Source organism: Chitinibacter sp. SCUT-21, assembly GCA_041874755.1.
Lineage (GTDB): Bacteria > Pseudomonadota > Gammaproteobacteria > Burkholderiales > Chitinibacteraceae > Chitinibacter.
In genome coordinates this window covers 1,005,398-1,032,162 of sequence record CP102611.1, presented here as the reverse complement: position 1 = coordinate 1,032,162, position 26,765 = coordinate 1,005,398, and the positions used below count along the sequence as shown (strand labels likewise).

Here is a 26,765-nt window from a genome sequence, read left to right as displayed (position 1 = left end):
TAATTATTTGGGCAATGCTTTTTGCAAAGATTCCAACGTAAAATCAATTTGTTCTACGGTATGTTCACTGCTAATGAAAAACCGTAGGCGCGCAGCACTTTCTGGTACAGCAGGGTACAAAATTGGCTGTACATTTACTCCTTGCTCAAAAAGAGTGGCGGATAAACGTGCTGCTTTAATCGAGCTGCCTACGAGCGCGGGTATGACTGCTAAGCCTGAACTAGATCCGGTGTTGATCCCTAGTTGCTGAGCTTGCTCCAGAAAATAGCGCCCCATTTTCTGTAGCTGGGTTACACGATCTGGCTCAGACTGCATACACTCTAATGCCACGAGTGAAGCAGCTGCCACGGGAGCGGGCATCCCAACGCTATACAAAAATCCTGGGGCTAAACATTTTAAATGCTCAATTAAGGCGGTTTCTCCGGCGATATAGCCACCGCATCCTGCCAAAGACTTGCTCAATGTACCCATCCAAATGTCTACATCTTTACCTGGCACACCAAAATGTTCTCGAATGCCGAGGCCGGTCTTGCCCATCACTCCGAATGAGTGTGCCTCATCAACCATCAGAAAAGCACAATGACGCTGTTTGATTGCGATAAGTTCAGGTAGGTCTGGGTAATCGCCATCCATGCTGTAGATGCCTTCAACTACAATCAGGACACGTTCAAAGTCATGCCGATTATTGCCGAGGATTTCATCAAGTGCCTTTAAGTCGTTATGTGCAAACGATAGTCTTTTTGCGCCCGAGAGCAATATGCCCTGTAATGCACTGTTGTGAATGTATTCATCATGAATGATGAGATCTTTAGGCCCAAATAATAAGCCGATGGTACTGACGTTGGTTGCATGTCCACTAACAAAGACAATCGCAGCATCAACGTCATAAACTTCGGCCAGTTTGGATTCGAGGGCTCGATGGATTGGCCGTTCACCTGAGACGACACGGCTGGCCGATACTGAAATGCCATAGCGGTCAATGGCATCCTTAGCTGCTTGGCTGACTTTGGGGTGGCCATTTAGTCCCAAGTAGTTATAACTAGCAAAGTTGATATATTCTTTGCCATCAATCGTTGTCGTTGCACCTGCCAATCCTTCATGCAATTTGAAAAACGGGCTTTCTATTCCTAGTCTGCGGCCACCTTCGGAAATAATCCGCAATTGGGTATAGCCTGGGTGCTGGTCAAATTTATAAAAAGCTTCTGGTACCGCTGATTGTGCAGATTTGGATTCAACTCGCGGATTTTCAGCTTGTTTGAGTTTTCGCTCTAGGGCCTGTTGTATCAGCTTATCTTTGAGCTGACCGGTGAGCCCAGCAATTCCTTTAACTGCCATTACTTAATAATCCTTGCTGAACCAGCGGTATTCACGAGTTGTGCGGCGAGCGCAGCGGAGTCTGTCTGTTCAGTCGCGCCATGTTGTGCTGCTAATAGTTGAATTCGGCTCTCGGTGTCACTGATTTGTTCTACTTGACTGCCTTTGAGCTGCTGAATCAGCTTCTCTGCCAGTTTGGTTAGCGTTGGGTTTTGGCTGAGAGCCATGATAGGTAGTCGGGTTCCAAAGCGCTCTTCTAAAGCGACCACTAATTCAACCCCCATCAAGGAGTCGAGTCCCATGTCGTACAGTGAGCCATTGGCATCGATTTTTTCTGGAGCAATGCGCAGAATGCCACCCACTTCAGTCTTCAGCATGTCAACGAAAGTGGTGTGAAGTTCGTCGTCGGACAATGTTGCGATTAGCTGCGCAATGGTTTCCCCTGCATCATCACTTTGTGCTGATTCACCAGCTTGTCGTGCTACACGTTTAAATTTCGGCGAAGCCGCTGATGGCAAAAAGCGTTCAAGTGCTTTCCAGTCCAATTCCAGCACACCTAAATCTGAGGCTCCCGTTAAGATCATTTTTTCTAGCTCGGCCAGTGCACTAGCAGAGTTCAGTGCTTGTCCTCCCATACGACTCTGCAAGGCATCCTTGATTTTTTCATTCCGAGCGAGGAAGCCAACGTCATCAATTGCGCCCCAGCGAACGCAAGTTGCTGGCAAGCCATTGGCACGACGTGCTGCCGCCACTGATTCTAAATAGCAGTTGGCTGCGACATAACTAGCCTGGCCTGGGTTGCCAAATAGCGTAGTTCCTGATGAGTACAGCACAAAGAAATCGATTGCAGAAGCACGACTGAGCTGGTCTAGATAATCTACGCCAAGCATTTTGGGGGCCAGTACGCGTTCAATTTGCGCCGAATCTAGATTGCGAATTAATCCGTCATCAATGACCACAGCAGCGTGAACAATGCCTTTGAGCGGTGGACGAGTTTTGCCAAAGCTAGCAAAGATAGTCTGCAAAGCAGCGAAATCTGTGACATCGCATTTCAGCGCTTCTGCAGTTACTCCTTGTGCTTTCAGAAGTGCAACAGCCGTTTCTGCCTCTGGCGTTGCAGCGCCACGGCGGCTAAGCAGGATTAGATGTTTCGCACCTTTGTTTGCAAGCCATTTTGCGGTTTCAAGTCCAAAACCATTCAGTCCACCTGTCACTAGATAGCAGGCATTTGGATCGAATTTAAGTACGCGGTTATTTGCTTGCGGCTGTGTAGTTGTAACGGCCGGCAAGCCATTATGGTACGTCACTATAATCTTGCCGATTTGCCGTGCTTGTTGCATATTGCGGAAGGCATCGACCACTTCTGACGCATCAAATACTTGATAGGGGAGTGGTGTTAGAGTGCCATCAGCAAATAAGCGAATCACCTCACCAAAAAGACGATGCGTTAATTCAGGTTTGACCTGCATTAACTGATCTGCATCGATCCCGAAATACGTGATGTTGTTGCGGAATGGGCGCAGGCCAATCTTTGTGTTTTCGTAAAAATCTCGTTTGCCAAGCTCGAGGAATCGACCAAACGGACGTAGCACATCAAAGTTGCGATTTACCGCTTCACCCGCGAGGGAGTTCAATACAACATCGACGCCTTGCCCTTGGGTATCACGCAAAATTTCGTCAGCAAAGACGAGCGAGCGAGAGTCGTAAATATGCTCAACGCCCAAATTTTGCAAAAAGAGTCGTTTTTCATCTGAACCCGCAGTGGCATAAATTTCAGCACCAAGATGACGAGCCAATTGGATGGCCGCAATCCCTACGCCACCAGCAGCACCATGAATTAAGATTCTTTCGCCTGCTTGCAAGCGTGCGAGATAATGCAAGCCGTAATAAACGGTGAAAAATACACTTGGGATTGTCGCAGCTGCTTCGCAGCTAATGCCTTCTGGGATTAACGCAATGGCTGAAGGCGTCGTGTAGACCCGATCAGCAAAACTGTAGGGTCCGAAGCCGACCACTAAATCACCCACATTGTAGCCGTTGACTTTGCTACCTACTCGACGAACTTCTCCGGCAAACTCTAGCCCTAGCGAGGGGCCTGCGAAGCCATTTTCCACCGCTTCATCAGACAAAAGACCTAGGGTGTACATTACATCACGGAAATTTAGGCCTGTTGCTTTGATTGCAATATCAAGTTGATCGTCCGCTAGCTCGCCAAGGTCGCTTTGTTCCCATTGCAGATTGCGTAATTGGCCTGGGAATTGAAAGCCAAGTCGATGGATCTGGTTCGCAGAAGCATCTGGCGCGGATGACTCGGTGTTTGGCATTTCCGTGTAACGCAAGCGTGTTACGAAGCGCTTGCCGATGCCGGTGTAGATCACTTCCGTTTCTGCATCATTGGCGCGAATTTCATCGAGTAAACACGTCGCAATCTCAGCTGTAGTTAGGCTGGATAAACAATCGATGAGTCGAACCTCGGCCGTATTACTCTCATTTTGTAATGTTCTGCCGAAGCCCCATAAAGCACTATCGCTGGATTGCTCTGCGTGCGCTCCATCCGCTAATAGATGACTGCTTGCTGCGATCGTCGGCAGCCATAAGGTGCTTACCCACTGATGTTGTTCGAGTAATTGATGTACTTGCGCAACAGCTCTGCAACGTGCATTTTGTTTTTTTAATGCGCTGATTGGGTCTGATGTTTGCGCAAAAAGGCCTTCCGTCACAATGATGTGCGTATTTGCTTGAGGCGCATTGGTAAATGCATCGCTTAGTTCTTCGAGCTTGGTGATAAAGAGTGCGGTGCAATTGTCTTTGAGTGTGCCAATAAAATCGGCGGGCAATTCTACAGCAGAGCCAACAACATAAACGAGCGGTAGTTCTGCGCCTGGGTTTGAAGCTTGTTGTGATTTAGATGCGCTTACGAACACCAGGTCTGATGATTGATCTGGGGTTATTTCTGCAGTATTAATCTGCAGCCCTTTATCTATAAGATATTGGGTCGCATACTCAATCGTAGTATGAGGTTTTGTTCCTTGCGTGAATGTTATCCAGCTCGAGTTTTCTCTACCAATTAACAGTAGCAGCCCCCCAGGTGCTAAGCGCTCGATTGCTGATTCGAGTGCCTGATCAAAGTCTGATTGATCACTGAAGTTGAGACTAATCAGAGCTAAATCAAAAACTCGATGATGGGTGGCCGAGTCTGGATGCAGTTCAATATTGAAGTTCGTTTGTTGCTCTTGTAGTGCCTGCAAGTTGGCAGCTACTTCAGCTGAAGTAGTTTGTAGGGTGAAATCAAAATTTGGATTTTGAAGTAGCGGAATGATTTGTTGAGCACAAATACTATTTGCGCCACTACTTTCAAGTACTGATAATCGTTGCCCTTCAGGCAATGTGCTCAGCTCTTGCTCAAGGCTGCTTGCAATCAGTTTGGCAATCAATTGCTGTCGTGTACCAAGAGCGGCTTGCCAAAGTTCAGCATAGCTGCGCTTCGGCAACTTAAGGGCTGGGAAGTTCTCGGCGATTTGGGCTTTGCCCGATTGCGCAGTTAAATCGATTGCGTGAGCAAGTTGGAAGTAGTCAGGATAGTCGGCTAGCACGGTTTGCCAAATCGCCTGTGAGCATAGTCCTTCGTGGGGCGAGTTTAGTTGTTGCTGGCCATCAATGTTTATTGACACTATACCGTCATGTGTCGCAAGCGCGAGTGCCTCGTTATAGCGTTGCAGTGCTTCAACTGAGGCGAGGCTTGGGCTCTCTGGGAGTATTCCAGACTCGGTGGTTGTGAGCAGTAGCTCATAGTTGGCCTGGCTCGCCAGGGCATCAAGAAGTGGGTCTACTTCATTGATTAACAAAGTGGTTTCTGGAGTCTGCGCAGCTTGGTTTTGTAGTTGTGTAGCTAATCGCTCAAAAGTGGCCGCACGCTTGTGATGGCTTAGTGGTGCAGCTTCCGTTGTATAGTCCAGTAAATGCAAAGGTTTTTGTTGTTCTTTATGTAGACGAACACTCCGGAATCGGGCTTCTTCAATCAACGCGATGACGCCACCATCGGCGTCATAAAGTGTAAATTCCGCAGTGAGTGAATGAGGTGCTCGTTGTACAAGTTTGGCTTGTACATACGTGATCGGCCCGCATTCTTTTGAGAACGTAACATGGCCAATCTTTGTAGGAATAAAAGCAACTCCCGCTTGTTGAGCAACATCATCGCGCAACAATTGAATAATGAGCTGGAAAGTACAATCCAATAAAGCTGGATGAAGTAAATAATGATCGAGATCTTCGGTAATGGCGGGAGGTGCAATCAGTTCCGCCAACACCGTCTGCTCAGATACCCAGCCATGTTTGATGCACGAGAATGCTGGGCCGTAGCTTAAACCAGCCATTTTCGTTAGCAGGGCGTGGCTTTGTGCGTTAAATAATGGTTGTTGCGTCGGTACTGTCAGTGAAGGAGCTTGATCTAAACGGGTGTGGCTTGGTTCTGGTCGAATTCGAACCTTGGCATGAACTGACCAATCTGCTGAATCGCTCGCATAACTGCGTGCTTGAATTTGCAGAGCGCCATCCACCCCAATTTGCTGGGTCCGACAAACCTTGATTTGATTATCAGACAGGATTAATGGCGTTAGAATTTCCAATTCTTCTAGCTCAAATACCGTTAAATCGGGCATCTGAACTGCTGCTGCAGCAAGTGCCATTTCAACGTAACCGGTCCCTGGAAATACTGTCGCTTCGCCGACAACGTGGTCTGCAAAAATCGTTTGAGTCGCGACATCCAGGCGATTTTCCCAGGTGTTCGCAAACTGGGTGTGACTATGACCGAGTAGGGGGTGTAGTGATTTCCGTTGCAAGAGCCCCTGAGATTCGCTCGTGACTTCATGCCAGAGTGTTTCACGCTGCCAAGGGTAGTGAGGGAGGTCAAGTAATTGACCGGCTACTGGATATTGGTGATTCCATGCCGACTCGCAGCCCGCAATAATGATTTTGTGTGCACAGGCTAGAATATGTTCTAAGCGCTCGTCTTTGCGCTGCAATGTAGGTATCACGGCGCCTATTGCTTGGCTAGATTTCAATGCATCCGACAGATAGCTGCGCAATACGGGATGTGGACCAATTTCGGTAAATACATTAAACCCTGCTTCAATCAATGCCTGACTTGCTGGTGCAAACTGAACGGGTTGACGGATGTTGTGCCACCAGTATGTTGCGTCGAGCTGGCTGCCATCGAGAAGGGCGCCAGTCACAGTTGAATAAAATGGGATTCGGCTAGCTTGTGGGCTTAAATCAGCGAGCGATTTAATCACGTCTTTTTCGATCGGATTCATCGCTTCGCTATGAAACGCATAATCAAGATCTAGGCGTTTAAAGAATATGGACTTTTCTGCGAGAGTTTTTTCAATAATGTCTAAGTGGCAATTTGCGCCAGCGATTGTGGCTCCACGATCACTGTTTGCACCTGCAATCGCAATAACGTCATCAAGTTTCAGTTCGCGTAAATATTGACTCACCTGCTCTGCGCTCAAGCCAACAGCAGTCATCTGGCCTTGGCCTTTGGTGGTTCCTTGCCAGTGACTGCGGTTGTAAATTACATAGCTTGCATCTTTTAGAGATAGAGCGCCGCTGCACCATGCCGCTGCAACTTCACCGACGCTATGACCTGCAACGGCTTGAGGCTTTATGCCTAGTTGTGCAAGTACTTGTACGATGCCGACCTGTAATGCAAAAAGCGCAGGTTGTGCGATTTCAGTATATTCGTAACGCTGCTCGGCCGTGGCCTCTTTAAAATGCTCGAGAATCGACCAACCCGCAAGCGGTTTAAAATAAGTGTCGATTTCTTGTAGTGTTTGTTTAAAGACCGCGCTTTCACGCAGCAGAGTTTGTCCCATGCCATGCCATTGAGAGCCATTGCCTGAGAAGATAAATACGGGTCCAAGTGGCTTGCTAACAGCATTCCCTGTTGTTATCAATTGTTTTGCTGGATTATCGCCTGCTATCGCTTTTAATGCGGATTTCATCTCAGCAAAACTTTGCACAAATGTCGTTGCGCAGTAATCAAAATGCTCACGATGATTTAACAGGGTGTAGGTGTAGTCATACAGACTAGCAGAGGCTTCGTGCTCTTCAATATCGTCGACTAATGCCTGTGCGAATGCTTTGAGTGCAACTTCATTTCGTGCGCTGATTCGAAGTGGGTAGTTTGGCTGCTTGATAGCTGTTTTTGCTTTTGGTTCTGCAGTTAATTGTGTTGCTACATGACTTTGCAAAATGACATGGGCATTGGCGCCACCAAAGCCAAATGAATTCACTCCCACGGTAATTTGACCGTCTTTTTTTAGGGGCTGCGCCTTTGTAACAACCTTGATATTTAATGATGCGAAGTCAATTTTTGGATTTAAGCGCTTAATGCCAATTGTGGCTGGTACAGTTCGCTTTTGTACGATGTTCAGTGCTTTAACTAGGCCCGCGATACCTGAGGCGGTTTCTAGGTGCCCCATATTGCTTTTTACAGAGCCAATCGGTAAAGGGTTGTTTTTGTCGCGCAGCTGACCTAGCGCCGTCCCAATGGCACGAGTTTCAATCGGATCGCCAACTGCCGTACCTGTGCCATGTGCTTCTAAATAATCTATGTCGTCGGCGCTGATGCCTGCCTGTGTATAGGTGCGAGTTAGTAATTCTGCTTGAGCGATATGGCTTGGAATGGTTAGGCCATTTTTTTTGCCATCCGTGTTGACGCCGCTACCTGCAACGACAGCGAGAATACGATCCCCATCCGCAATCGCCTTGTCGTAGTCCTTGAGTAAAATAATGCCGCCGCCTTCCGAGCGAACGTACCCATCGCCAGCTTCATCAAATACATTGCAGCGACCTTTGCGAGATAACATGGTCGCCTTGGAAAAAATCACAAAGCCGTATGGATGTAGGTGCAAGCTCACGCCGCCGGCTAACGCCATGTCGATCTCACCAGCTCGAATGGCTTGGCACGCTTGGTGAAAGGCAACTAAGGACGATGAGCATGCGGTATCAATCGCCATGCTGGGGCCGCGTAAATCAAAGATATAGGAAATACGATTCGCTGCAATGCTCCCGGTATTTCCTGTTGCCGCTGCAGAATCTAATGCCGCCAGATCATCTGCCATTCGGTAGGCATAATCAACGCTGGCGAAGCCGACATAAACACCGCAGTTGCTGCCTCGCATAGCCGATGGTTTTTTACCAGCATGCTCAAATGCTTCCCAGCTCATTTCCAATAAGATGCGCTGCTGAGGATCCATCATCGCAGCTTCGCGTGGTGATATACCAAAGAAGCCGGCATCAAACCCAGATACATCACCTATGGAGCCCGCCGCAAATGTGTAGCTGGTTCCCGGCGTATTTTTATCAGGATGCCGATACATTTCCTGCGCCCAGCGTCCAGCTTGAACTTCGGTAACTAGGTTTTGCTCATCGAGCAATTGTTGCCAATAGTTCTCCGTGCTTACACCAGGGAAGCGAAATGAATAACCTACGATAGCGACTTTTTTGCTCATATTTTTTTATGGGGGAAGGCGTGCTGATTTTGTTGATAATCGTAGCGATTGTGTGAGGCTAAAATTAGTAATTTCTTAAGTTGAAGGCCAATTTTAGCAAGAATTGGCTAAGAGCGGGTTACGAGCAAGAGGTTGTGTGGCTATATGTAACGATAGCCAACAAAAAATGCTGATCTAACGAGGGCGATTGATAGTTTTAGCGACTGAATGGGGGCTCAAAAAACAATCACTAGGTATGAATTTATCAACTGTGGACGATTATCAGATGTAGGCGGCAAGATTGTTGGTGGACTGAGACATACGCTCTCAACCAAGTTAAGAATGCTGATGAGCGGTATTGTCACGGGTTTGAGGTGGAGTGAGTGGATGCAAAGGTGAGCTGTGAGCTGCTTGTAGTGAAAGCGGCTCACAATATGAGTGGTGATGTGAATTGGCTTTGTTGCACAAATCAGCCTGAAAGCGATTTACCCCAAACCCCAGACGGATTTATCCCATACGCACCGTCGTCGGCGTGCCCAGTTGCGTGAAGCGATTTAAGATCGCAGCACGCACTTGCAACTCCGCCACCTGACGATCAAAGTCCCGCGCCATCACCCGCTCACCTAATAATTTAAAACAACGCATTTTGGTTTCCACCAAGCTGCGTCGATGGTAGTCCGACCACTTTTTCCAGATCGCCCGCCCCAAGTGCTTGGTCGCATGCAAAATCGCATTGCGAGCTCGTGCACCCGCCGTATTTTCTTTCCGAAACTGAGCATTCTTGCGCGTTGGAATAATCGCAGCCGCACCACGAGCCGCAATGGCATTGTGGCACTCTTTGGTGTCGTAGGCGCCATCACCGTAAATCGCAGCAATCTGTTCTGACTCGGGAATCTGATTCATCAGTTCCAGCAACATGGGCGCATCACCTGTTTTATTGTCGGTAACCTCAATGGCACGAATTTCAAGGGTTTCAGCATCAATGCCGAGGTGAACTTTGCGCCATTGCCGACGATATTCAGCGCCATGTTTTTTGGTTTTCCATTCGCCTTCGCCGAGCATTTTGATGCCGGTGCTATCGACCAATAAATGCAATCCACCTTGACTTTGCCGGGCAGGAATAATGACTTTGAGCGTTTTCTGTCGACGTGAGATCGTGCTCGAATCAGGGACGGCCCAATCTAAATTGGCAAGCCGCAGTAGGCTTTCCATCATGCCTGTGGTTTGGCGCAACGCTAGGCCGAATAGGTATTTGATGGTGAGGCAGAACTGAATGGCGGCGTCGCTGAAGGTGGGGTTTCTTCCGCGTTTGCCGGTGGGCTCAGCAGCCCATTTTAGCGTTGGATCGAGCCAAATCATCAGTGCGCCACGTGATTTCAAAGCGGCGTGATAGCTTGGCCAGTTGGTGGTTTTGTACTTGTTGGGTGCCGATTTGCTCATGCCGCTATTCTACCAGCGGCACTACGCCGCTGATTTGTGCAACAAAGCCCTCGAGCGGTGTTAAAAGATGAAGTGCTTTAGACGCAGGTTCAGTTTTGGCTCTGGGCATAGATTATGCACCCCTTTGCAATATCCTGTCCCCATTGTAGTACGGGGGCAGGTTTGGGGGCAGGTTTTGTACTGGTTGTACCTGGATCTTATTGGATTCAATGGGCAACAAAAAACCCGCAAAGCTAGGCTTTATGCGGGTTCTGGGACTTTCTTGAATTACTTAAAACTATGTAGTGGTGCGCAACACGAGACTCGAACTCGCACGCCTTGCGGCACAGCGACCTCAACGCTGCGTGTCTACCAATTCCACCAATCGCGCACTTCACAAAATCTGAATTGCTTGATGAGGTGTGCAATTCAGAGGAGGCGAATATTAACCAATTTATATAAGCTTGTCTACTACTTGTTCGAAAAAAGATCGATTGGCGTAATCAGACTTGATACACATTAAAAGCAGCGTCACACTCTCGCTATACACTATCTACCACTTACTTTGGAGAACGTAATGAGCACTAAAACCCGTTATGTGGTGAACGCCCGCGCAAGTAGTAAATTGCCTGAAGCTTTGCGCAGCAATGATGGCATTCGTCAGGCTTTAAAAGCGTCTGAGGAATATTTTCCGTTGCAGCTGGTGTTTGATGAGCAGCAGCTTGAATTACTAAAAAATAGCTCAAAAACTTTGGCGAGCTATTTGGTGCCAGGTAGTGTGGTGGATGTATCTTTGCAATTTGCCGATTTGTGCGAAGTATCGAGCGAGTTGTTTAAAGAGCTGAAAGAGATTCGCAAAAAAATCAAAACCATCGTTAGCGATCACGAAGATGAGTTGGAAAGCGATCACGTTGGCGCACTGCAGTATGTAAAAGAATTCCGTTCGGAAATGGGGCCTGCGCTGCAGTGCTCTATCCCACTGCGTCGTTTTGCTAACCGTGTTGACGCGGTATTGCTGGCGCAGATTCAATATTCGGCTGAGAACGTTGAAATCGAGCTGCATATCACTGAAGAGCAAGTTTAAGACTTGCCTCCACCTGCTGCCTGCAGCTGGCGGCATAGATGCTGGCAGTCATCAATCACACCCACTCGCGCAGCGAGGCTCCCCTCAAGGCGTGGCGCAGCTCGGCACGACGTGCCCTAGCGAAGACCGTGGCCTAAGGCTAAGGGGACGGGAGAGGTGGGAATAGAACATAAGGCTGCAAATGAAATGCCTTATTTCTTAGGCTCAGCTTTGCTGAGACTTGAAAAATTTTGTTCTTCCACTTTGTCAGCAGGCTGAAAAAAAGCCCCATCGTTTGATGGGGCTTTTGTTTGGGTATCGCTTCTTAGCCTAGGAAGGCTCTAGCGTTGCGGAACATACGCATCCATGCGCCGTCTTCTTCCCAATCGCTTGGGTGCCAGCTGTTTTGTACGGTGCGGAATACGCGCTCTGGGTGCGGCATCATGATGCTGAAGCGGCCGTCAGGCGTCGTTACACCGGCGATCGCGTTCGGACTGCCGTTCGGGTTTAGCGGGTATTGCTGCGTCGGCTTGCCGTGGCTATCGACATAGCGCATTGCAACCAGCGCCTTGTTAATATCGCCTTGCTGGCTAAAGTTCGCAAAACCTTCACCGTGGCTCACAACAACTGGCATTTGGCTGCCCGCCATGCCGTTGAAGAACAGTGATGGCGATTTTGGCACTTCTACCGTGACAAAGCGCGCTTCAAACTGCTCACTCTGGTTGCGAGTAAATTTCGGCCAGTGTTCAGCGCCCGGGATAATGCCTGACAAGTTGGCCATCATTTGGCAACCGTTACACACGCCCAAGCCGAAGGTGTCGGCGCGGTTGAAGAACGCTTCAAACTGCGCACGCGCTGCGGCGTTAAACAGAATCGATTTCGCCCAACCTTCACCTGCGCCCAATACGTCACCGTACGAGAAACCACCGCAAGCCGCCAAGCCCATAAAGTCAGCCAAATTCACACGGCCAGCAATCACGTCGCTCATGTGAACGTCGGTTGCTGCAAAGCCAGCACGGTTAAACGCCGCGCCCATTTCGATGTGACCGTTCACGCCTTGCTCGCGCAAGATGGCGATGCGTGGTTTTGCGCCTTTGGAGATATACGGCGCAGCGATGTCTTCCGATGGGTTGAACGTCAGTTTGGCGAACAGGCCTTTATCGCTCTTGTCCGCAATTCGCGCGTATTCAGCATCGGCGCATTCTGGATTGTCGCGTAGACGTTGAACTTGCCAGCTGGTTTTGCTCCACGCTTGTTGCAAGCTCACGCGTGGCTCTTCGAGCAACATGCGGTTGCGTTTCTTGATTTTCAGCTTGTCGTCGTGGTTGGTGGTACCAATCACGTGCAACTCACCAGCCAAGTGGGCGTGCATAAATGCAGCGATGACCGCGGCCGTATCGCTACGACGAACTTGCAATACCGCGCCCAATTCTTCATTGAACAACACGCCCATTACGCGGCCATTTTCAGCGCGCGCTACGTCTTCTGGCGTAATTTCGTCTTGCTGGCGTTGGCGAACACGACGGTCGATACACAGTTCGTCGATTTCCAGCGTTACGCCGCAATGGCTGGCGAACATCATTTCAGAAATCGTCGCGATCAAGCCGCCGTCCGAACGATCGTGGTAAGCCAAAATCTTGCCGTCAGCGTTCAGTTTTTGCACTGTGGCAAAGAATGATTTCAGGTGCTCAACGCTCACAACATCCGGCGCCCAATTACCAATTTCGGCATTCACTTGCGCCAAGGCCGAGCCGCCCAGACGGCATTTGCCCGTGCCCAAGTCGATCAGCAACAAGTCGGTGTCTTCACCTGTCACCAATTGTGGCGTCAGCGTTTTGGTCACATCAGTCACTGGCGCAAAGCCAGAGATAATCAGCGACAGTGGCGCAACGACCGATTTTTTCTCAGCGCCGTCTTCCCACACTGTTTTCATCGACAACGAGTCTTTACCCACTGGGATCGACACGCCCAATTCGCGGCACAGCTCAAGACCCACTGCTTTCACTGTGTCGTACAGGTTTGCGTCTTCGCCTGAGTGGCCAGCTGGCGCCATCCAGTTGGCCGATAATTTCACGTCGCCCAATTTAGCGATTGGCGCAGCGGCCAAGTTGGTCAGCGCTTCACCGACAGCCATACGGCCAGATGCTGGGGCTGAAATCAAAGCTAGAGGGGTGCGTTCACCCATGGCCATTGCTTCGCCTTGTAGCGTGTTATACCCCATGGTAGTAACCGCAACGTCAGCCACTGGAATTTGCCATGGACCAACCATTTGGTCGCGCGCCGTGTAGCCGCCAACAGTACGATCGCCGATATTAATCAGGAACGATTTGTCCGCCACTGAAGGCAATTGCAATACTTTATACAGCGACTCTTTCAAATCGAGAGCTGATGAATCGAATACTTTAAGCTCTGGCTTCACGCGTGTCACATCACGCGTCATTTTTGGTGGCTTGCCGAGCAAGACATCCATCGGCATATCGACTGGCTTATTGCCAAAATGCGGGTCTTCCACCGTCAAATGGCGCTCGTCAGTGGTGTGGCCGATCACCGCAAACGGGCAACGCTCGCGCTCGCAAATTGCTTCAAAAGTCAGCAAATCGTTCGGGTGAATGCCGAGCACATAACGCTCTTGCGATTCGTTCGACCAGATTTCTTTTGGCGCCATGCCGTGTTCTTCGATGTTCACTTTACGCAAGTTAAACACCGCGCCCATGCCTGCGTCGTTCACCAGTTCTGGGAAGGCATTTGAGATACCGCCTGCGCCGACGTCGTGGATCGACTGGATCGGGTTTTTGTCGCCCAGCTGCCAGCAGCGATCGATCACTTCCTGACAACGGCGTTCCATTTCTGGGTTGCCGCGCTGTACCGAATCAAAATCGAGATCCGCTGCGTTCGCGCCAGTGTCCATTGATGACGCAGCGCCACCGCCCATCCCGATCAACATGCCTGGGCCGCCGAGTTGAATCAGCAATGAGCCATCTGGCAGGCCGTTTTTGGTTACGTGCGCGTCGTTGATATTGCCCAAACCACCCGCGATCATAATCGGTTTGTGGTAGCCGCGGCGCTCGCCGTTCACGTCCAGCTCAAACGTACGGAAGTAGCCGGCCAAGTTCGGGCGACCAAATTCATTATTAAACGCCGCTGCGCCAATCGGGCCTTCGATCATAATGTCGAGCGCCGAAGCGATGCGATCTGGTTTGCCGTACGCTGGGCTTTCCCAGTCTTGTACGTAGCCTGGCACGTTCAAGTTCGACACGGTAAAACCGCACAAACCGGCTTTTGGTTTTGAGCCGCGACCCGTTGCGCCTTCGTCACGAATCTCGCCGCCCGAGCCCGTTGCCGCGCCGGGGAACGGAGAAATCGCCGTTGGGTGATTGTGCGTTTCCACTTTCATCAGAATGTGGGTTTTTTGCTTTTCAAAGCCGTATTCTGCGCCGTTGCTGGCAGGGAAGAAGCGCTCGATTTCTGCGCCTTCGATGACGGATGAGTTGTCCGAGTAGGCAACGACCGTGCCTTCTGGAGAGGCTTTATGCGTTTCGCGAATCATGCCGAACAAGCTGTAATCTTGCGCTTGGCCGTCGATGATGAAGTTCGCGTTAAAAATTTTGTGACGGCAATGCTCAGAGTTAGCCTGAGCGAACATCGTCAATTCAACGTCGGTTGGGTTGCGACCGAGTTTGGTGAAGTTAGCCACCAAATATTCAATTTCGTCGCTAGACAAGGCCAGGCCGTATTCAACGTTGGCTTGTTCTAGCGCAGCTTGACCACCACCGAGGATATCAACTGATTTGAGTTCAGTCGGCTCAAAGTGGCGGAATAGTTCATTACCCGCCGCCAAGCCGTCAAACACTTGCTCGGTCATGCGATCGTGAATCAGCGGCAACAGTGTATTTTTTTCTGCAGTAGACAGCGCCGAGCCATCCGCTTTGCTGGCGTAGACGGCCATGCCGCGCTCAATGCGGGCCACTTTGCCTTGCAAGCCGCAGTGCAAAGCGATATCGGTCGCTTTCGAAGACCATGGTGAAATCGTGCCCAAACGTGGCAAGACCAAAATCGGAGCACCGATCGCGAGTGCAGGCTGAGCTGGTTCGCCGTAGCTCAGAATACGCTCAAGCACGGCTTGCTCGTCGGCGCTTAAGGCCGCTTCCTTAGCGAGTTCAGAGCCTAATTCGACGAAGTGCCAGTACTCGGCGTAGAGGTTAACAGTTAGTCCTTGCGCGGCGAGCGCAGATGCGAGTTTTTCAATCCGAAACGGTGAAAGGGCGGTACCGCCGCGTAGTTGGAGCACATTGGCCATGTCGATAGAACCCAGAAATGTGGCGAAAAGTACGTAATGATACCGAAAAATGACACGTTCTTGGAGAAAGAAAGCGGCTTGATTGGCGTCTTAATTGAATACTTTGGCTTGATTTCAGCTCAAAATCAAATCGCATGACGGTTGCTCGTAAAGACTGTGAAAGCTTGTTGCTTGGCTTTTTATGTATAGGGTAGGTGGGTAAGTTAATAAAAGCATGATTAAATTTGCTTTTGGTGGCTATACCCCGGGGCGATCTAGGCTGAGACGCTGGTTTTACTTTGCTTGCGAAACGCATTCGGCGTCATGCCCTGACGCTCGCTAAATTGTTGATAAAAATGGCTTAAACACGGGTAGCCGCTTTGGCTGGCCACCCAATCTATTCCGCGTTCGGTGGTCAGCAGCAGGTTGCAGGCATGGGCAATGCGCAGCCGAGTCAGCTCTTGGCTAAAGCTCGATTGCATTTGCTGCGCAAACAGGCGCTTGAGCGTGGTCGTGCTGCAAGTGGCGACTTGGGCGAGTTGTTCGAGCGTGATTGTGTGTTGATAGTGATCTTGTAAATGCGCCATCGCGCGCACTAAACGGCGATCTGGGTCGAGCTGGCTGAGTTGCCCATCAATAAAACGCGGCGCAGGGTCGTGTTCTAGCTCAGTTAAAATATCGAGTAGGGCGGTTAGGCGTTTTAAACCGCTGAGCTCATGCAAATGCGCTAAGCGCGGTATGATGGTTTGCGTGCAACTCGCGCTAAAGACGACGCCTTGGCGGATATTGGCCAGCCATTGGCACAGATGGCGTAATTCTGGCATGCCGTTTTCGGCCAGCGAAACCAGCCAATCAAGCCGAAATAACACCACTTGCAACTCAATTTTGTGCCCATCGTTGCGTGCCGCGGCCTGCCAGCTATGCGGCTGATTGGGCGCAACCAACGCCAAATCGCATTCGCCAAAAGCCTGCAGATCCGAGCCAATATGGCGTTGGCCATGGCCACCCAAGGTCAGTGTTAGCTCGTATTCCGGGTGAAAATGCAGATTAAACGGCAACTCTTCGGCAATGTGATGATTCAGGCGCCATGCATGCCCTTGCGAATTGCCTATCCATTCCCGTATTAACATTTTCCCTGTGTACCCTTTGCTAAGATCTTGCGCTGATCGTGCTCTGCTGTTTGAAACAGCGGCTTAATCGTAAAACCTTACGAACGGGCTGATTCTAAACTGTTTTGGGCTAATAGTAGATTTTTTATCGGCGCCGGACGGTATAAATACGGTAACTTTTTTCCTTGGCATCATCCGAGAGACAAGGCGCGCGCAAAGCTTGGCATTCATTGCCGCGGGCTTCTAAACTGCTCGGATGGGTTCACAACCCTGACCACAAATCGAAGGGAGAGCAAGAATGACTAAACCTGCTGGCGCGCATCTCAAAATCACTTGGGCCAATAAAACCAATGCCCACAATGGCGATAATTTTCTCGCGACCTTAACGCTGACCAATTTGTCCGATCAGCCACTGCCAGCATCAGGTTGGGCGATTTATTTCAACACTTGCCGCAAAATCAAACCTGAAACGGTGAGCGGCAATGTGCTTGTTACGCACGTGAATGGCGATTTTTGGAGCCTAGAGCCTAAAGCCGAATTCGGCGTCGTTCAGCCTGGTGAAACGCGCACCTTCGATTATGAAGGCCTGTTCTGGGTGATTAGCGAAACCGACGCCCCGCTGGGTTTCTATATTGTGTACGACGTAGGCACGCCCAACGCACAGATGGAAGTGATTGGCGACCCTGCCATTGCCGATTTTGCGACGCCAGAGCAGCGCCACCGCAATGCCAACGATCAAGTCGCTCTGACCAATGCGGCACTCACGTATGAGCAAAATGCTGGCTTGAGCCTGCTTGCTGCCGACGCCATCAGCAAAATCACGCCAACGCCATTAAGCTACACCGCCGCAGCCGGCGAGTTTGTCATTAACAAAAACACCTACATCGTGCACTCGGCTGATTTGGCCAATGAAGCGGCTTTGCTGCAAGCTAGCTTGCACGACGTGAGCGGCAAAACACTGCAACGCGCAGCAATTACGCCAGCGGGCGCGTCGACGATCAAACTGCAAATTGGCTCAGTAAATGTTAGCGATACTTTGGCACCGAACGAAGCGTATCAGCTCGACGTAACGCCACAAGGCATTGTGATTACCGGCGCGAGCGCTGCGGGCGTGTGCAACGGCATTCAAAGTTTGCGTCAATTATTGCCAGTGGCGGCCTTCCTGAACCCACAAGCAGAACTGGCCGTTGGTGCGTGTAAAGTTGTTGACGCGCCACGCTTTGCGTACCGCGGCATGCATCTCGATGTGGGCCGTAACTTCACCAGCAAAGAAACCATTCTGCGTTTGCTCGAATGCATGTCGCTGTATAAATTGAACCAGTTCCACTTCCATCTGACTGATGATGAAGGCTGGCGTTTGGAAATTCCTAGCCTGCCAGAACTAACCGAAATCGGTAGCTTGCGCGGCTACACGGCGGATGAAACCGATAATCTGGTGCCATGCTTTGGCTCGGGCGGCGACGTAGCGGGTAAAGCGGGTAGTGGTTACTACAGCAAAGCTGACTTCATCGAAATCTTGAAGTACGCCACCGCGCGCCATATCGAAGTGGTGCCAGAAATCGACGTGCCAGGCCACGCCCGCGCCGCGATCAAAGCGATGAATGTGCGCTACACGCGTTTGATGGCCGAAGGCCGCGAAGCGGAAGCCAAGCAATATCTGCTGTGTGACTTTAACGATGCATCGGTGTACGAATCGGTGCAGTTGTGGCACGACAACGTGATCTGTATTGCGCTCGAATCGTGCTACAACTTCATCGAAACCGTGTTGCATGATGTGAAAGACATGTTCGCCGAAGCCGGTGCACCATTCACGACCATGCACACCGGTGGTGACGAAGTGCCGCACGGCGCGTGGGAGCAATCGCCGATTTGCCAAGCCTTTATGAAAGAACAAGGCATGACGCAAATCGTCGAGCTGCAAAACTACTTCCTCGCGCGCTACCGCGACCTGCTGAAAAAATACGGCTTGGTATTTGGCGGCTGGGAAGAAATTGCGCTGGTGAAAAAAGAAGTCAACGGCGTACACACGCACGGCCCAAACCCAGAATTCGTCAACGCCAACTTCCGCCCTTATGTATGGAATAACGTATGGGGCTGGGGTCAGGAAGACTTCGCTTACCAATTGGCCAACGCCGGCTACAAAACGGTATTGTCGAACGTAACGAACTTGTACTTCGACTTGGCCTACAGCAAAGACCCGCTTGAGCCTGGCTACTACTGGGGCGGCTTTATCGAAACGCGCGGCGCGTTTGAATTTGTACCGCTCGATATTTTCACCACCGCCACGGTCAATCTATTTGGCCAGCCGCTGGATAAAGACAATATCGCCAGCAAAGTGCGCCTGACGCCAGAAGGAACCAAAAACATCATCGGTATTCAAGGGCAATTGTGGGCGGAAAACATCCGCAACCGCGGCCGTCTGGAATACTTGGCGATGCCACGCACGATCGCTTTGGCAGAGCGCGCTTGGGCGAAAGACCCCGCTTGGACTTCGATCGCCGATGCCGCCGCGCGTCAAGCCAAGATCGACGCGGATTGGAACGAATTTGCCAACCGCTTGGGCCAACGCGAATTGCCACGCCTCGATGGCTTCCCACGTTCGGAAGACTTCGGCGGCTACGGCTACCGTATCCCATTGCCGGGCGTGAAAGTCGAAGCGGGCAAGCTGTACGCCAACACATCGGCGCCCGGCTTGGCGATTCGCTACACCACCGACGGCTCAGACCCAACGCCAGCCTCGCCGCTGTACACCGGCCCAGTCGCTGCCACCACAACGATGAAAGTTGCAGCGTTTAGCAGCAACAACCGCCGCAGCCGCGTTGTTGCGGTATAAGCTGCGTTTGCTTAGCAAAAAGCCTTGGCGTAAGCCAAGGCTTTTTTATGGCTGCTCAATATTGGCAGGGGGTTTTCTTGCAACTGAAGCTGTACTTGGTTTGTGAAAAATAAAGCAATGCGCTAAGTTGTTTTTTCGTTTTTACAAAAAAGGTTTGCCAATGCAATTAGCCGATTTTCCCGAGTTTGATCCCGCCGAGTTGGAAGAGTGTTACGAATCAACGGTGCAGCTACACGGGCATGAAGTCAATATCGACCTTAATTTTGATTCGGACTCGATCGAAGGTGAGGCGCTGCAACAGCTGCAGGCCTGCTTGGCGTCGCTTGAACAATACCCTGCCAAAGTGATGGCGGCGATTGCCGATGATTTCGATTTAGAGGAAGACGAAGGCGCGGCGCGTTTTTATCTGCAGCATCACCTCGAACAATTTTCGGAAGAAGAACTGCAAGCAATTTTTGGTGCGACTGACATCGATAAAAGCGCCTTTATGGCGGCAATCCAACTCACGCGAATTGGTGTCTATCCGGATGAGTCGGAGTACTTTATGGTTTGCGACGTGCAGTTTCCCGAAGAATATACCAACTATCTATTGGCGGTCACCTTTGATCAGGAAGGCGAATTAGTCAGCATCGACATGGAAAGCTGATGGCCTGTTGGAGTGCAAAATGGCATTCGATCTGAATGAAGAATTTATCCAAGCCGCCGAGCAAGCATTGGGGGCGACGCTGCCAGCTTCATATCGCCAAGCCATGCAACAGCACAATGGCGGCTGTGTATTGGCGCAGGGAGACAGTTGGCAGCAGCATCCGATTGCGGATACTTCCGATCGTAAAAGGTTGGCGCGCAGCTGCAACCACATTCTGAAAGAAACCGCTTTCTATCAAGATTGCGGCTTTTTCCCGCCAATGCGATCGCCATTGCCAGCAATGGTTGTGGCGATCAACTGGTGTTTATCCGCACCGCACATGCCTTTAACCCCGCGGTCTATCTTTGGTCGCATGAATCAGGCGAGTTGAGCAAAGTGGCCGATGATTTTGCCCAGTTAAGCACTTGCTAAGGCAAGCCCAGCTAGCCGCGCCACAAACTGCCATGCCAGCTACGCCGCAGCGCGAGTTTTTCGGTCAGCATTGGCGCCAATTCCGATAATCGCAGCGACCAATCTGGCGCGAGGCGCAGCGAGGGTGGCACTTCGCTACCGACGCGCTGAATCGCGATATTCGGGTTCAGTCGCTCGACAAAATCGGCGAGTAATTCTACATAATCATCAAGCGGCATAATCGGCAGGCTGGCCGGGTCTTGCCGCCATTGGTTCGCCATTTGCGTGCCTTTCACAATTTGCAGTTGATGAAATTTCAGCGACGCCAGCGGCAGCTTCGATAACACATCGGCGGCGGCCAGCATGCTGTCGCGGCTTTCGCCCGGCAAGCCAAACAACAAATGCGCGCTGACGCTTAAATCACGCGCCGCGGCGCGTTCAATCGCATCGACGCTGCAAGCAAAATCATGCCCGCGATTGACCGCAACCAGCGCCTGATCGCACGTCGATTCCACGCCCAATTCCAGCTCGATCAAATAGCGTTCGGACAATTCAGCCAGATAATCGAGCAAATCATCGGACACACAATCGGGCCGCGTGCCGATCACCAAACCGCTAATGTCGCGGTGGCGCAGCGCGGTTTGGTAGGTCTCGATCAAACGGTCGATCTCGCCGTAGGTATTGCTATACGCCTGAAAATAGGCGACCCACAATTTGGTGCGTGGATAGCGGCGGCGTAGAAACTCCAGCCCGGTATCGATCTGCAGGGTAATATCGTTGGGGTTTTCACGCGCATACTGCGGAATAAACCCCGCATTATTGCAAAAAGTACAGCCCAAAGTACCTTTGGTGCCGTCGCGATTCGGGCAAGTAAAATCCGCCGCAATCGACACCTTCTGCACCCGCCCGCCGTACTTGGCGTGGCTAATATCAATCCACGACGAAAAGCGGCGCGGATGCAGGCGGAAGGAGTTGGCGTTGAACATAGTCGGCAGCTAAGTGATTGAAGTCGTAGTGCTTTTATATCGCAGTGGTGTATTTGGCGTATTGATGTGGCGCAGGGGGGATTGAATGGACTTTTATGCCTAAGCTCTTCTGGGATTGACATTGCAGTTGTTTGGCGTGTGTATAGCCTGCTGCGCAGGCGGTGAACCGGCGGTTTCGCCCGCCGGACGAATCAGGGGCAGTCTTGCCTTGCCCCTGATAACCCTAACGCGCCCGATCGCCGCGAAACCCCGTCCGTCCAGCAATTGGCAAGGCGATGCGGCAAACTCGCGTTGCGCTAGCGTCGCAACGCTCAAACAGCCGCATCTTAAAACCTTGCCAACCGCCTCCCGAACGGCGCGGCTCCACGGGCTTCTCGTCCTAATCGGCTGTAGTTGTAGGTTCGGCTTCAGCCGACCCGTGGGTATACCTAGCTGAGCCATAGCAGTATTTATCCCTAGAGTAACACTGAGGCAGGTATGTGCCGCAGTGGTCGGTCTTGGGCTTGAATTCCCGTGTAGCGAAAACCGCGGCGAGGAGGGAGACAAACAGTTTTATCGTTTGGCTCACGACGAAGCAAGGGCAGCGCGGAGCGCTTTTCGCCCGGGTCGCCTTCCTTTGCTTACTTTCCTTGGCGAAGCAAGGAAAGTAAGTGCCGCGGCGCACAGCCGCCAATCCATGGCGATTCAAAATGTAATAGTGCTAAAAACTTGGTAGAATTCTTACATAAATCAAACATAGTGCCTACGTCATGACCACAGATCTCATCGATAAGTCTAAATTTGCAGATTGGAAAAAAACGCATCAATGGAACTCATGTCTGCTCAATAGAGAAAAATATGGCAAGTTTCTACTCACTTATTTGATTGAAGAAAAAAATGGTTATGTACTCAACATTGATTCACGTTGGGGCTCCGGTAAAACAGAAATGTTGAGGCGTTTGTATGTGGAGGCAATGGCACAGCACCATCCCTGTGTATTTGTTGATGCTTGGGTTAGTGATTTTAGTAATGAACCATTGCAAGTGGTGGCCAGTGAACTCCTCACCCAGCTTTCCGCTCTCAATGAAGTTGCTGGGGAAACGTTTGATCAAGTAAGCGCAGCAATTGGCAAATTTCTAAAAGGTACAGCTATTGTTGCTGCTGGTTTTGCAACAAAAAAACTACTGGATGATGCTTCAATGGGCATTGAGGGAGTGAAGCAAATATTAGAGAAAGACCCAAAAGATTATCTTGCGTGCATTACTAGCGATTTTAACGAGCAAATAAATGCCATTAATTCGATAAAATCGGAGTTGGCAGCTCTAGCTGAGTCACTAAGAGTAAATATGCAATGCCAATTGCCAATATTTGTATTTATTGATGAATTAGACCGCTGTCGCCCGAATTATGCAGTCGAGCTACTTGAGTCAATAAAACATTTTTTTAATGTTTCAGGTTTTGTTTTTGTTGTAGCAACAGATACATCACAAATAACACACGCGATTAAAGTTATTTATGGAGAAGGCTTCGACTCTGAGACCTACTTACGTAGGTTTTTTGATCGAATTGCAAGTCTACCTGAATCAAATGTTTCAGATTATATTCGTACTTTAAAGCCAGAATACTCTAATGTTTTGGAATACTTTGACTTATATCCGAAAGATTTTAATTATTGGGTGACAGAGCTGTCTTTAGTTTATGAGTTGAGCCTACGTGACGTTGATCAGCTGTTGGCGCGTTTTTTTGGCTGTCTAAGAGCAAAAAAGCAAGAGGTTGAAGAAGGGTTTCCTATTAATTTAGTAAGTATTCTTGTGCTGCTGATCGAGTTTTCACACTACAAAGATATTTATGAAGCACGTAATGGTGGAGCTAAAGCACCAAATATGGAGTTTCTGTCGAGAAAAAAAATAAATACTGAAAGTGCAAGAGTGCTAATTGATGATGCGCTTTGTTGTGAGACGAAAATTGAATTTAAGAATGATTTTGGGCATCCTTATCCGAAGTATCCAGATGAGGCTCATTTTTATCGAAAAATGAGTGAGGGGCGCAATACTAGCTTTTATACTGCACTTGCAAAATACTCAGCCGAGAAAAATCGAAGAGAAATTGAACTTAACACTCAGGATTATTTGGAGTTGGTTGAGCTTTCCGCATCGCTTAAATAATAAAGTGAGCTATCTAATTATGTTGGGCTGGTCTTGACCCGCGCTGAGCTGTTGTTTGAATCAATCACCAAAATGGCGGGTTACACCCCAAGGGTACTTCCTTCGGGGCGCGCCTTCGGCTAACCCGCCCTACGCTGGTGCTGTATGGGTATATGTCCATAATCCAATCTAATAATTGGCTACAGCCATATACCCATCAAGAAGATTATTCCCTCGGAATCCCCAACGCCCTCGCTAAATACAGCCCCGTATGACTCGCCATATTGCGTGCGACGTCTTCTGGGCTGCCGGTGGCGACGATTTGGCCGCCGCCTGCACCGCCTTCTGGCCCTAGATCAATCACCCAATCCGCCGTTTTAATCACGTCCAGATTGTGCTCGATCACCACCACGGTATTGCCGTGGCTGGATAGGCGCTGAACGACTTTAAGTAGCAGGTCGATGTCGTGGAAGTGCAGGCCGGTGGTGGGTTCGTCCAAGATATACAGCGTGCGGCCGGTGTCGCGCTTTGAGAGTTCGAGCGCGAGTTTGACACGCTGCGCTTCACCGCCCGATAGCGTCGTCGCGCTTTGGCCGAGGCGGATGTAACCGAGGCCGACGTCGAGCAGCGTTTGCAGTTTGCGCGCCACGGTGGGGACGGCGCTGAAGAATTCGAGCGCGTCTTCGACCGTCATATTCAGCACTTCAGTGATGCTCTTGCCTTTGTAGTGCACTTCCAGCGTTTCGCGGTTGTAACGCAGGCCGTGGCAGACGTCGCACGGCACGTACACGTCGGGCAAGAAGTGCATTTCCACCTTGATCACGCCATCGCCCTGACACGCTTCGCAGCGCCCGCCCTTGACGTTGAACGAGAATCGCCCCGGGCCGTAGCCGCGTTCGCGCGCGACGGGAACGCCGGCAAATAGCTCACGGATCGGCGTAAACAGGCCGGTGTAGGTGGCCGGATTCGAGCGCGGCGTGCGCCCGATTGGCGATTGATCGACGTTGATGACTTTGTCGAAATGCTCTAAGCCTTTCACTTCGCGATACGGCGCAGGCTCGCATCCGGCGCCGTTCAAGTCGCGCGCGGCGATGCTGTACAGCGTGTCGTTGATCAGCGTCGATTTGCCCGAGCCCGAGACGCCGGTGATGCAGACCATCAGGCCAACAGGTAATTCGAGCGTCACGTCTTTTAGATTATTGCCGGTTGCGCCGATCAGATGCAGCCAACGCTCTGGGTCGGGTACGCGGCGCTGTTCCGGCTGCGCGATTTTGCGCTTGCCGGTCATAAACTGGCCGGTGATCGAATCAGGGTTGTTGAAGACTTCTTCCGGTGTACCCACCGCGATCACTTGCCCGCCGTGCACGCCCGCACCCGGGCCCATGTCGACCAGATAATCGGCGGCGCGCATCGCGTCTTCGTCGTGCTCGACGACGATCACCGTGTTATCCAAATCGCGCAGGTGCATCAGCGTACCGATCAGTCGGTCGTTATCGCGCTGGTGCAGGCCGATCGAAGGCTCGTCGAGCACGTACATCACGCCGGTCAGGCCGGAGCCAATTTGGCTGGCAAGGCGAATCCGCTGCGCTTCGCCGCCCGATAGCGTATCGGCGCTGCGCTCTAGGCATAGATAATCGAGGCCGACGTTGACCAAGAAGCCCAAGCGCTCACTGATTTCTTTAACGATTTTTTCGGCAATCTGCGCCTTGCTGCCTTCTAATTCCAAGCTTTGGAAGAAGTGCAGTGTGTCTCGCAAGGCCAATCTAGATAAGGCGTGCAGGTTGTTACCCCCGACCCGTACATGGCGGGCTTCTTTGCGCAGGCGCGCGCCGTCGCAAACGGGGCAGACTTGGTTGTTTTGGTATTTGGCGAGTTCTTCACGCACCGACATTGAATCGGTTTCGCGATAGCGGCGTTCCAGATTCGGAATAATGCCTTCAAAGCTATGCACGCGCTCGAACTTGCTGCCGCGCTCGTTCATATAAATAAACGCAATTTCCTCGCGGCCCGAGCCGTGCAGGATGATGTGCTGCAATTTACTATCTAGTTCTTCCCACGGCGTGGCGGTGTCAAAACCGTAATGCGTTGCTAGGCTGGTCAGCATCTGGAAATAAAACTGATTGCGCTTATCCCAGCCCTTGATCGCGCCAGCGGCGAGGCTGATTTCGGGGTGCGCCACAACGCGTTTCGGGTCGAAAAAGGTTTTTTGCCCCAAGCCATCACAGCTTGGACACGCACCCATTGGGTTGTTAAACGAGAACAAACGCGGCTCAAGTTCGGGCAGGCTGTAGCTGCAGACCGGGCAGGCAAATTTGGCCGAGAACCAATGTTCTTGGCCTGAATCCATCTCCACCGCAATCGCGCGGCCATCGGCGTGGCGCAGTGCGGTCTCAAAACTTTCGGCCAAGCGCTGCTGCAAATCAGCACGCACTTTGAGACGGTCGATCACCACTTCAATCGTGTGTTTTTTGTTTTTGTCGAGTTTGGGCGTTTCATCAAGCTCAAACACTTCGCCGTCAACGCGCACGCGCACAAAGCCTTGCGCGCGCAGCTCTTCAAATAAATCGACGTTTTCGCCTTTTTTGCCGATCACCACCGGCGCGAGCACCATCAGCTTGGTGTCTTCGGGCAGCGCCAACACATGGTCGACCATCTGGCTGACAGTTTGGCTTTGCAGCGGCTGATCGTGCTCGGGGCAGTAGGGCGTGCCGACGCGGGCGAATAGCAAACGTAGGTAGTCGTGAATTTCGGTGACGGTGCCCACCGTGGAGCGCGGGTTGTGGCTGGTGGCTTTTTGTTCGATCGAGATCGCGGGGCTGAGGCCCTCGATCAAATCAACGTCCGGTTTTTCCATCAATTGCAAGAATTGCCGCGCGTAGGCCGACAGCGATTCAACATAGCGGCGTTGGCCTTCGGCGTACAAGGTATCAAACGCCAGCGATGATTTGCCCGAACCCGAGAGGCCGGTAATCACCACCAATTTGCCGCGTGGCAGATCGAGGCTAACGTTTTTTAAATTGTGCGTCCGCGCGCCGCGAATGCGGATCATCGGCTGGTCTGGCTCTAACGAAGCAGGGCGATACATGGCGTTGTCCGGCAATTGAAATCAATCA

12 protein-coding genes and 1 tRNA gene are annotated in these 26,765 nt (G+C 51.0%); 5 read left to right on the top strand and 8 right to left on the bottom strand.

The window, feature by feature from the left end; translation table 11 throughout:
• Window positions 1-3 precede the first annotated feature (3 nt).
• From NT239_04755 to NT239_04740, 4 genes are all read right to left on the bottom strand, one after another.
• Entirely contained in the window at window positions 4-1,335 is a 1,332-nt protein-coding gene (locus NT239_04755; protein ID XGA72157.1) for an aminotransferase class I/II-fold pyridoxal phosphate-dependent enzyme, read from the bottom strand.
• Window positions 1,335-8,828, bottom strand: a complete 7,494-nt coding sequence (locus tag NT239_04750) for an SDR family NAD(P)-dependent oxidoreductase (protein ID XGA72156.1) — start codon at window positions 8,826-8,828, stop codon at window positions 1,335-1,337. The genes NT239_04755 and NT239_04750 overlap by 1 nt, the downstream gene beginning before the upstream one ends.
• A 486-nt stretch (window positions 8,829-9,314) precedes the next feature.
• Window positions 9,315-10,247 carry an IS5 family transposase gene (locus NT239_04745; protein XGA72155.1) on the bottom strand — a complete coding sequence of 311 codons (933 nt, stop codon included), beginning with the start codon at window positions 10,245-10,247 and terminating at the stop codon, window positions 9,315-9,317.
• A 285-nt stretch (window positions 10,248-10,532) separates the two neighbouring features.
• Window positions 10,533-10,617, bottom strand: a tRNA-Leu gene (locus tag NT239_04740).
• 186 nt (window positions 10,618-10,803) lie between these two features.
• On the opposite strand from NT239_04740, the gene NT239_04735 reads away from it, so the two are divergent.
• Complete coding sequence (locus tag NT239_04735; GenBank protein XGA72154.1) at window positions 10,804-11,310, top strand: hypothetical protein; 507 nt, start codon at window positions 10,804-10,806, stop codon at window positions 11,308-11,310.
• Between the two features lie 304 nt (window positions 11,311-11,614).
• On the opposite strand, the gene purL is transcribed toward NT239_04735, so the two are convergent.
• A complete protein-coding gene (purL, locus tag NT239_04730; protein ID XGA72153.1) occupies window positions 11,615-15,586 on the bottom strand; it encodes a phosphoribosylformylglycinamidine synthase in 3,972 nt (1,323 codons plus the stop codon).
• Between the two features lie 254 nt (window positions 15,587-15,840).
• On the bottom strand, window positions 15,841-16,695 hold the full coding sequence (locus NT239_04725; protein ID XGA72152.1) for an AraC family transcriptional regulator: 855 nt from the start codon (window positions 16,693-16,695) through the stop codon (window positions 15,841-15,843).
• Between the two features lie 277 nt (window positions 16,696-16,972).
• Between NT239_04725 and NT239_04720 the strand changes: the two genes are divergently transcribed.
• The 3 genes from NT239_04720 (at window position 16,973) to NT239_04710 (ending at window position 20,523) form a co-directional block, all read left to right on the top strand.
• Complete coding sequence (locus NT239_04720; protein XGA72151.1) at window positions 16,973-19,507, top strand: carbohydate-binding domain-containing protein; 2,535 nt, start codon at window positions 16,973-16,975, stop codon at window positions 19,505-19,507.
• 160 nt (window positions 19,508-19,667) lie between these two features.
• On the top strand, window positions 19,668-20,153 hold the full coding sequence (locus NT239_04715; protein XGA72150.1) for a DUF2004 domain-containing protein: 486 nt from the start codon (window positions 19,668-19,670) through the stop codon (window positions 20,151-20,153).
• Between the two features lie 19 nt (window positions 20,154-20,172).
• On the top strand, window positions 20,173-20,523 hold the full coding sequence (locus NT239_04710) for an SMI1/KNR4 family protein (protein ID XGA72149.1): 351 nt from the start codon (window positions 20,173-20,175) through the stop codon (window positions 20,521-20,523).
• A 52-nt stretch (window positions 20,524-20,575) separates the two neighbouring features.
• On the opposite strand, the gene NT239_04705 is transcribed toward NT239_04710, so the two are convergent.
• Window positions 20,576-21,529: a TIGR01212 family radical SAM protein gene (locus tag NT239_04705; protein ID XGA72148.1), complete on the bottom strand. Its 954-nt coding sequence runs from the start codon at window positions 21,527-21,529 to the stop codon at window positions 20,576-20,578.
• A 749-nt stretch (window positions 21,530-22,278) separates the two neighbouring features.
• Here NT239_04705 and NT239_04700 point away from each other — a divergent pair.
• The gene (locus NT239_04700; GenBank protein XGA72147.1) at window positions 22,279-23,673 is read left to right on the top strand and encodes a KAP family NTPase; all 1,395 of its coding nucleotides are present in this window, start codon (window positions 22,279-22,281) and stop codon (window positions 23,671-23,673) included.
• Window positions 23,674-23,878: 205 nt separating this feature from the next.
• Here NT239_04700 and uvrA read toward each other — a convergent pair whose 3' ends face one another.
• A complete protein-coding gene (gene uvrA / locus NT239_04695) occupies window positions 23,879-26,737 on the bottom strand; it encodes an excinuclease ABC subunit UvrA (protein XGA72146.1) in 2,859 nt (952 codons plus the stop codon).
• Window positions 26,738-26,765: the final 28 nt, after the last annotated feature.

What these genes read in the sequence shown, in the direction of transcription:
- NT239_04755 (XGA72157.1), bottom strand. Translation starts at nt 1,335, where the DNA reads ATGGCAGTTAAAGGAATTGCTGGGCTCACCGGTCAGCTCAAAGATAAG.
- NT239_04750 (XGA72156.1), bottom strand. Translation starts at nt 8,828, where the DNA reads ATGAGCAAAAAAGTCGCTATCGTAGGTTATTCATTTCGCTTCCCTGGT.
- NT239_04745 (XGA72155.1), bottom strand. Translation starts at nt 10,247, where the DNA reads ATGAGCAAATCGGCACCCAACAAGTACAAAACCACCAACTGGCCAAGC.
- NT239_04735 (XGA72154.1), top strand. Translation starts at nt 10,804, where the DNA reads ATGAGCACTAAAACCCGTTATGTGGTGAACGCCCGCGCAAGTAGTAAA.
- purL (XGA72153.1), bottom strand. Translation starts at nt 15,586, where the DNA reads ATGGCCAATGTGCTCCAACTACGCGGCGGTACCGCCCTTTCACCGTTT.
- NT239_04725 (XGA72152.1), bottom strand. Translation starts at nt 16,695, where the DNA reads ATGTTAATACGGGAATGGATAGGCAATTCGCAAGGGCATGCATGGCGC.
- NT239_04720 (XGA72151.1), top strand. Translation starts at nt 16,973, where the DNA reads ATGACTAAACCTGCTGGCGCGCATCTCAAAATCACTTGGGCCAATAAA.
- NT239_04715 (XGA72150.1), top strand. Translation starts at nt 19,668, where the DNA reads ATGCAATTAGCCGATTTTCCCGAGTTTGATCCCGCCGAGTTGGAAGAG.
- NT239_04710 (XGA72149.1), top strand. Translation starts at nt 20,173, where the DNA reads ATGGCATTCGATCTGAATGAAGAATTTATCCAAGCCGCCGAGCAAGCA.
- NT239_04705 (XGA72148.1), bottom strand. Translation starts at nt 21,529, where the DNA reads ATGTTCAACGCCAACTCCTTCCGCCTGCATCCGCGCCGCTTTTCGTCG.
- NT239_04700 (XGA72147.1), top strand. Translation starts at nt 22,279, where the DNA reads ATGACCACAGATCTCATCGATAAGTCTAAATTTGCAGATTGGAAAAAA.
- uvrA (XGA72146.1), bottom strand. Translation starts at nt 26,737, where the DNA reads ATGTATCGCCCTGCTTCGTTAGAGCCAGACCAGCCGATGATCCGCATT.